Below are 7,522 nucleotides of genomic sequence, written 5' to 3'. Positions count from 1 at the left end.
CAAAATCTCAAAGAAGGGAAAAAAGACTTTGCCGGCTACTATCAAATTCCTTTTCAAACCTTGATCGATCAGGAGTTAATCCGTATGACCATTTATGTAGATGATGCCGTGTCCGTTAAGGAGCAAGACCTAGAAGAAGCAGCTAAAAAGCTAGATGCGAGCAAACTACCGAATGGTTCCTATAGTTTCTACTATTCCAATCATAAAGATGATTCGGAAGACACGCTCAGTTACTCCTTCAAAGTGAAAGATGGTAAAGTTGTTTTTTATGAAGATCAAAAGGATGAACTAGAGGATCAAAACTAAAATGAGACTTCTTGGGTATCCTAATAAGATTTAATAAATCTATTTTTATAATGCTACTTAAATGGAGGCTGGGACAAAAGTCCTAGCCTCTCCATTGTCTTTGGATTATCGAGCAAGACGCAGTGGTTGAGTGGGCTCTATTACGCTGATTTCATCAGCTTTTACAGCCCTACTCAACTGTGCGGAGGTGGGACGACGAAATCGAATTCTAACGAATTACCGATTTCTGTCCCACTCTCTATTATATATTTGACTGACAAAAGAGGGGATTGATGGTAAAATGAGTGTGAGATTAGGAGGCCATGGAATGAAGAAGATTTTGAAATCATTTAAGTTTTATCTATTGTTGATTTTTATCCTACTAATCGGGGGATTGCAAATACAGCATGAACTTCATAAACGGGAACTGACACAATTTATCAGTTGGAAACCTCGTCCTAAACTGGTTGAATCTCAATTTATAGGAGATGGAAAAGCAGTTGCAATCCAATGGGAAACTCAAAAAGAATTAGCTGAGGCTCTAGAGGCACAAGATTACGATAGGGAAATTAGTGTAGAGAGACCTATAGAGGGAAGTCATCGTGGAAATTATATTGCACAAGTAAGCTACAAGTTAAAAACAGATGCTTGGACTCCTGGGCGTTATAGAAAGTATAAAACTCTCGGTGGTTCTGGTATCGATAGTATCAATAATAGGAGTAAGCAACCGGAAAAAGGAGAATACTGGCTTATTGATATTTACGACACTTCAGATAATAGAATAAAAAAGAAAACATTTGATATGTTCAAAATTGTAAGAGATCTCAATAAAGATTATCTTCCATTGGCTACAAATACTGGCTCTTTATATTATGATAAGGATGATCAAGAAACCTATCTTTCTATCGGTATTTTAGTAGGATCGAAAGTTAAATATGTGTTTGATCCAGGAGACATTCATGTGGAGACGGAATACAATACCCAAGTCGGCTTAATGAATGTTAAAACAGGAAAGATTTCACTTACAACATCATCAGGAAAAGAGTATGATCAACTTCGAGATGATGATGAAAAAAACTATAAAGTAACTCATCCCTTTGAATCTAATCCTAATCCTAATTATAATTTTGATTCGAAAATCTCTTTTTCTGATTCACGTTTAAGATATAAAATAAAAGATTATGAAAACGAGTCGATTCCATTAAAGTCTACTTACCCGAAAGTCTATTCTATTTTAAGTAAGGGGCATAATGAAAGAACAGATGGAGACTATGAAAAGGGTGAGGAAGCCTACCTATACTTTCTTGGAACAGAAGATCTCAACTTTGATATATCTATTCTAGAGCTGTTCTATCCAATGGGAGGTTCGGATACTTCAAAATTATTTTACAATTACAGGATTCCAGCAGAATATTCAAAAGATGGTCAAGAGCATGTTGTAAAGAATAAAGAAGAGTTTTTCAAATATTTCAAAGAGAGTTCCGATCAGAACTAAAATGAGAACACGCATTTTGTAAATTTCATAAGGAGGTTAGGTTATGAAATCCAACTATTCCAAACTATTGGTGGGGTTTCTGCTTTTTCTTTCTTGCCTTTGTAGTCACTAGCTGTAAGTGCATGACACCTAGTGACTACAAAAAGCCAAAGAGGTTGTCACAGAAGTGTGTAACAAAAATGATCTTCATGGAAAAGTAACCATATCAAATCCAACTCATCTAACCGTTTCAAATACCTCGAATTATTTCAATGTCGAACTCTATGATGGCCAAGGAAAATCTGCTTATATGCTGAATAATACTTTAAATGACGTCCAGCCAACGGTCCTTGAGGCGGGGGAGTCAGCTAACTATAAAATTAACTATAAAATTAACTATTTAACAGATGGGGATGGACCTTTTAGAGTCGTTTATGGTGATGCGAAATGGGTTATTCAAAAATAAGGAATACTTCTAGCAATGAATTGATGGACAGAGTAGGTCCAGTCTCATGTTTGTTTACTTTGAGTTTTTCTATCAGACAGTATTCACATAATGCAAGGATTTCCAAGAGTAGAAATCCTTTTTTTCAACCACTGACACTTTATAAGAATCATGGTAAAATAGTTGGTAGGAGCTAGTGAATAGGAGGAGTTGTTTATGTCCAAGTTATTTAAGTCAAAGTTGTTTTTATTTACTTTATTCGTCGTGGTGGTTGGATCGATCTCTTCTATCAAAGAACAAATTCGTATAAGAGAATTGCGTCAGTATGTTCAATGGAAACCGAGGCCAGTAATTAAGGACTATGAATTTATTCATAATGGGGAAGCACTAGTTATCGAATGGGACGATGGTGATGAGAGAGAATTAATTGAAGAAGTTAATAAAGGTAAACCAGAATTTGCGTACCAACTTAATACACCTAATGGTGCAAGTGGTGAGCGCTATATCATGCAAGAAAGCTATAAGTTAAAAGCGAGTAGTGATAAGTTTTCACGCTATCGTACTGCACCAGATTCGGCGCCTTATCTAAGCTACAATGAGCCCAAAGAAGGGGAGTATTGGTTGATTGATGTATACGACACGAAGGATCGAAAACTAAAACCTAAAACCTATGATGTCTTTAAAATGGTGCGTGACTATAATAAGAAATATATCCCACTCGATATTTCAGGAGAAATATATGAAACAGAGGATAATGAAGCCTACTTTCTTATTACTATGTTAGCACCCAAGGAATCAAAAGCAGTGATTGAAAATGGAACTATGAAAGTTGTTACGGAGGGGTTTAACGAGACTTCACAGTATCCGGTTGAGGAGGGGCTGATTGATGCAAAAACAGGAAAAATATCTAAAAAGAGTTCCTCTGGTAAAAGTGTTGAAGAAGTTAAAACGGAGTCAAAACAGAGACTTGAGAATAGACATCCATTCGCTCTTATGCCAAAAACGAGATTATCTGGTTTCGGAGGAAATGACTATATTTCTAGAGGATTACAACTTAGGTTTAATCAAAGTTTTAGGGAGACTGAAAGATACAAAATATCTCTAGCAGCAGCCTATCCAAAGGCCTATCAGATGTTGAAAAATCACTATCGCTCCGTTTTGTATTTCTTAGGCGAGGAAGATGTAGAATTTCGTCTCTCCTTTTTAGAATTACTAACAAGTCCTTATAACTCATTTGTTGAAGATTTCACGCTTCCTGCTGATTTTTCAATAGATGTGCAAGGGCACCTTGTTCAGAATAAAGAAGAATTTCTTCAATACTTTAAATCTCAGCCTCAAAAAAACAGTACTAATTTTGAGTTAGCTCTTATGAATATATTTTACGAAGAAACACCAGAAGGATACATAAGGAGAGATCTTTTTAAAAATTTAACCATTCCCGCCGAGTTTTCAAAAGATGGGCAAGAACATGTGATTCAAGATGTGCTCCAATTTCAAAAGGTCCTCAATATTGAAAAGATAGAAAATGAAAAATTAAGAAAGAAAATAATAGAAACTTTCCCATATATGAAATAGACTGGAATATAAGTGAAGATACAAAAGAGCCTAGTGAAGTTTTCACAGGCTCTTTTATATAACCTCTAGGACAGAAAAATGAGAATGAGGTAGGACTTGGTTTTCTAGTTTATTCTATCGTCATAGGTCCATAAAAAAGAGAGAGAATGTGATTCTCTCTCGTGCTATTAGTGACTAGGAGGTGGAGCTAGTGCAAGCTAATAGTAGTTATCTGAACTGAATTAGTTATCAGTCATTTTACGTTTCAATACAACGGCACCGGCCAAGACCAATACTCCTGTAAGAACAAGACCTGTTGCGACAACTTCACCTGTACTTGGAAGAAGTTTCTTACGTCCGCCACTATTGCCTCCAGCATTCGGTCCAGTTGGATTTTCAGTTGTAGTGGTAGTAGAACCATTCTTTTTAGGTCCTTTAGGTGTTGTACTAGGTCCTTCAGGTGTTGTAGATGGTGTAGGTGGTGTTCCAGGTGTAGTAGTTACTTTATTCTTAGGCTCTTCTGATGAAACAGTTGTAGCAGGAGTTCCAGGCGTAGTAGTTACTGTAGTCTTAGGCTCCTTTGTAGAAACAGTTGTAGCAGGAGTTTCAGGTGTAGTAGTTACTGTAGTCTTAGGCTCCTCTGATGAAACAGTTGTAGCAGGAGTCTCAGGTGTAGTAGTTACTGTAGTCTTAGGCTCCTCTGATAAAACAGTTGTAGCAGGAGTCTCAGGTGTAGTAGTTACTGTAGTCTTAGGCTCCTCTGATGAAACAGTTGTAGCAGGAGTTTCAGGCGTAGTAGTTACTGTAGTCTTAGGCTCCTCTGATGAAACAGTTGTAGCAGGAGTCTCAGGCGTTGTAGTTGTAGTTGTCGTTGTAGTTGTCGTTGTTGTAGTCGTTGTAGTTGGTTTGTTTGATGTGTTGACGACCTTAATCACGTTTGCATCATCAATTTTTTCAACTTTAGAAGTGTAACCTTCAGGTGTATTTGTTTCCACTACTGAGTACTCAATCTTCTTACCGTCTTTGATACCTGGTAATTTAGTAAATTCTGCTTTCCAACCAGAAGCTTTTGTAAGAGTTTGTGTCATCCCTTCCAAGGCTTGGCCGTCAGCATACAATTGAACAGTGATATCTTTACGGTCAGCTTCTTCATCGCCAACCCATTCTTTCTGAACGGTCACAGTTGTGTCACCAGATACCCAGAATTTCAACTCATTGTTGTTCCAGAAGGCTGGGTCTGTTTGAGGTGTTGTGATTTCGTCAGCTGTCAAAGTAGCGTTGTTGTCAACACGGATAGTTGTTTTAGGAATGATTGTTTGGTATTCAACAATGATTTCTTCATCTGAAGCTGTTTTGAAGACATCGCTAACATCTGATAAGTTCACAGTAAATCCATTACCATCTGGATCAAATGTCACATGTTTCCAGAAGTCCCATCCTGAAGCAACCACTTGTCCACCTTTTCTCAATGTGAAGGATGGTTTCAAGTAAGTTCCAACGAAGAATTCACTTGCAGCGTGATTGGCAGCTGGAGCAAAAGTGATTTTTGAGTAATCTACCGCTGGGGCTTGGATTTTATCTGATACAACAGGATTTGTGATGGCTTGTTTTTTACCATCTCCGTTGATACGGATGAACCATTTTGTAAGGTAATAGTCATCTCCAACATTCATCCAAGCATAGTTTTCTGATGCATCTAATTTGAATTGCTTAGCTACATAGTCACCAGTAAGGTTGTACTTGTTCAAAACAGATTCAAATACACCAGGTCCATCAGGGCGTGTAATGATGACAGATTCTGAACCGACTTTAGAAGTGGCAGTCTTGTTTCCAGGATTTCCTGGAGTGCTATCCCACACAGCTTGGTATGAGAAACCACCCTTAACGTTTTGGTTCATGGATTCGATTGCTTTTTTAAAGGTAAAAGTAATCTTTTTGTCTGTCATCGACAAGGTAGCTACTTCAGCACCGTTGGCTTGAAGTGACTCCGTTGCAAGTTTGGTGATATTGACACCTTCTGGAGCGTCGATGGTAAACGTATCACCTTCCTTAACAGAAATACCTGTTAAGTCCCAGTCAAAAGAAAAATTGACCTTTTGACCAGATGTATCTGCTTTAAGGTTTGTAATGGTTGGTGTAACAGTTGCTGCAGAAACTGGCTTAATGATTGACAAGCCAAGAGCAACTACACTAATCATTGCTACAAACGCGAATAATTTTTTATAGAAAGTTTTCACTTGTTCCTCCATTCCTTTTTCCTGGTTTGGAAGTATATCACTTTTTTTCCACACATTTTAAGCGTGTCCAGTTCTATACCGACAAAAAGTCGGCTAGATGTTTATGACGGTTTTTCTGCTAGGACTGAATGGTAGAGACCATCGTTGTAGCCAGAGAAAAGCGAAAGTCGACTGTGACAGCTTAAAATAAAAAACTGATTGTCCTTTCCACACACAGAATTAATAACTCCAAGGGCCATAAAGTCAAGAGTTTCAAACCAAGACGGCTGAAAAACCGATCGCTTTGTTTCCCTATAATTTTAGGCCTCTTATATTATATTACAATCCTTTGCAGTGTCAAGTAATTTGTATCTAAATAATAAAAAATAGTAGGATTTTTTTATTGGGAGGTTTTTTCGTAGGTTAAAAAGATTGAAAAGATTGGAAGAAGACTTGTAACAGACGCAGTTTGGGAGCTGGGCTAAGCTTGATTTTTATGACCTTGGATAGAAGATTTTACCCCTACTGATTCAAAGCTAGCTTTCATTTTCCGGATTCCCGGCTTTCATGTTATAATATGCTGATAAGAAAAACAGGAGACAAGGACCGAGATGATCACGTCAAAATATGAATGGCAATTTGCTGCGCCCTTTTCAGATGATACTTTTTTGGCGCAAGCAAAGAAGAGAGGATTAGAAGCATCTGCAGCCAAGTTACTGGGAGAACGAGGGATCCAGACGGAAGAGGCGCTGGATCGTTTTCTTGAACCTCGGCTAGAAGATCTGCATGATCCCTACCTGCTTCACGATATGGACAAGGCAGTGGAGCGCATCAGACGGGCCATCGAAGATTATGAGCAGATCCTGATCTACGGAGACTATGATGCAGACGGGATGACGGCCGCTTCTATCATGAAGGAAACCCTGGAGCAGATGGGGGCGGAAGTAGCCGTCTATCTGCCTAACCGCTTTACAGATGGGTATGGTCCCAATGCCAGTGTCTACAAGTACTTTATCGAACAGCAGGGGATTTCCCTCATCATCACGGTGGACAATGGGGTAGCTGGACACGAAGCCATTGAATTGGCCCAAAGCATGGGAGTAGATGTCATCGTGACAGACCACCATGCCATGCCAGAAGTCTTGCCCGATGCCTATGCCATCATTCATCCCGAGCATCCAGATGCCGACTATCCTTTCAAGCACCTAGCAGGATGCGGGGTTGCCTTTAAGTTGGCTTGTGCCCTCCTAGAAGAGGTGCCCCTAGATTTCCTTGATTTGGTGGCCATTGGGACCATTGCGGATATGGTCAGTCTGACAGATGAAAACCGCATCCTAGTCAAGTATGGCCTTGGTGTCCTTCGTCAAACCCAACGGATCGGTCTCCAGGAAATGCTCAAGCTGGCCTCCATCGCCCCTCAAGATGTAAATGAAGAAACAGTTGGTTTTCAGATTGCCCCTCGTCTCAATGCGCTGGGGCGCTTAGATGACCCAAATCCAGCGGTTGAACTCTTGACAGGTTTTGATGACGAAGAAGCGCTAGAAATTG

At 39.1% G+C, this 7,522-nt stretch carries 5 protein-coding genes and 1 pseudogene; 5 read left to right on the top strand and 1 reads right to left on the bottom strand.

Annotation, left to right across the window (positions count from 1 at the left end):
* The 4 genes and pseudogenes from ACLOR3_RS04980 to ACLOR3_RS04965 form a co-directional block, all read left to right on the top strand.
* A pseudogene (locus ACLOR3_RS04980) lies at positions 1 to 306 on the top strand (hypothetical protein); the annotation flags it as partial.
* A 307-nt stretch (positions 307 to 613) separates the two neighbouring features.
* Positions 614 to 1,780: a hypothetical protein gene (locus ACLOR3_RS04975; protein ID WP_129822153.1), complete on the top strand. Its 1,167-nt coding sequence runs from the start codon at positions 614 to 616 to the stop codon at positions 1,778 to 1,780.
* Between the two features lie 166 nt (positions 1,781 to 1,946).
* Positions 1,947 to 2,225: a hypothetical protein gene (locus ACLOR3_RS04970; RefSeq protein ID WP_411400235.1), complete on the top strand. Its 279-nt coding sequence runs from the start codon at positions 1,947 to 1,949 to the stop codon at positions 2,223 to 2,225.
* A gap of 195 nt (positions 2,226 to 2,420) precedes the next feature.
* Entirely contained in the window at positions 2,421 to 3,779 is a 1,359-nt protein-coding gene (locus tag ACLOR3_RS04965; RefSeq protein WP_411400236.1) for a hypothetical protein, read from the top strand.
* Between the two features lie 221 nt (positions 3,780 to 4,000).
* On the opposite strand, the gene ACLOR3_RS04960 is transcribed toward ACLOR3_RS04965, so the two are convergent.
* Positions 4,001 to 6,007 (bottom strand): Cna B-type domain-containing protein, encoded by a 2,007-nt coding sequence (locus ACLOR3_RS04960; RefSeq protein WP_412037038.1) that lies wholly within the window; start codon positions 6,005 to 6,007, stop codon positions 4,001 to 4,003.
* A gap of 578 nt (positions 6,008 to 6,585) precedes the next feature.
* Here ACLOR3_RS04960 and ACLOR3_RS04955 point away from each other — a divergent pair.
* Positions 6,586 to 7,522: single-stranded-DNA-specific exonuclease RecJ (locus ACLOR3_RS04955; protein WP_412037037.1), on the top strand; the 937-nt coding region annotated here is incomplete at its 3' end.

The sequence above is a fragment of the Streptococcus intestinihominis genome, assembly GCF_046824975.1.
GTDB lineage: Bacteria > Bacillota > Bacilli > Lactobacillales > Streptococcaceae > Streptococcus.
The sequence above is the reverse complement of the archived record's forward strand: the minus strand, read 5'-3'. Positions and strand labels throughout refer to the sequence as shown.

What these genes read in the sequence shown, in the direction of transcription:
- ACLOR3_RS04975 (WP_129822153.1), top strand. Translation starts at nt 614, where the DNA reads ATGAAGAAGATTTTGAAATCATTTAAGTTTTATCTATTGTTGATTTTT.
- ACLOR3_RS04965 (WP_411400236.1), top strand. Translation starts at nt 2,421, where the DNA reads ATGTCCAAGTTATTTAAGTCAAAGTTGTTTTTATTTACTTTATTCGTC.
- ACLOR3_RS04960 (WP_412037038.1), bottom strand. Translation starts at nt 6,007, where the DNA reads ATGGAGGAACAAGTGAAAACTTTCTATAAAAAATTATTCGCGTTTGTA.